Below are 549 nucleotides of genomic sequence, written 5' to 3'. Positions count from 1 at the left end.
CATAACGATCCCTCCAATCATATTAGAAATAATCACCGACACTATATCATAAGGGAAACGTTAAGTCAAAGTATAAAAGTTGAAATAGCGAAGCGGAAGGCATACACTAAGTTAAAGTTAAGAGAATCAGCAGACCGAGTGAAACGAGGTTAATGCGCACTTACACATATAATTTATTCTATGTTGTGCTAACCCCCAAAAAACCTGTATTAGAAGTCGCCAATGGCGACAACAAAGGCAAACCCATAGGATCAAAGTAAGGAGGTAACTAATATGGCAATCTTTCACATGAGTTTTAGTAATATTAGTGCTGGTAAAGGACGCAGTGCCATTGCCAGTGCCGCTTATAGAAGTGGTGAAGAATTATTTGATGATAAAGAAGGTCGCCGATATTTCTATGCCCGCTCGGTTATGCCAGAAAGCTTTATTTTAACCCCCCAAAATGCACCAGCATGGGCCAGTGATCGAGAAAAATTATGGAATGAAGTTGAAAAGAACGATCGTAAATCAAACTCACGGTATGCAAAAGAATTTAACGTAGCTTTACCA

1 protein-coding gene is annotated in these 549 nt (G+C 39.0%); it reads left to right on the top strand.

What is annotated here, in order from left to right; genetic code table 11:
- Window positions 1-273: 273 nt before the first annotated feature.
- On the top strand, window positions 274-549 hold a 276-nt coding region (locus LKE01_RS11990; protein WP_186806026.1), incomplete at its 3' end, for a MobA/MobL family protein.

Origin of the sequence: Lentilactobacillus kefiri, from assembly GCF_007989105.1 — a bacterium.
In the GTDB taxonomy this organism is placed as follows: domain Bacteria; phylum Bacillota; class Bacilli; order Lactobacillales; family Lactobacillaceae; genus Lentilactobacillus; species Lentilactobacillus kefiri.
The sequence above is the reverse complement of the archived record's forward strand: the minus strand, read 5'-3'. Positions and strand labels throughout refer to the sequence as shown.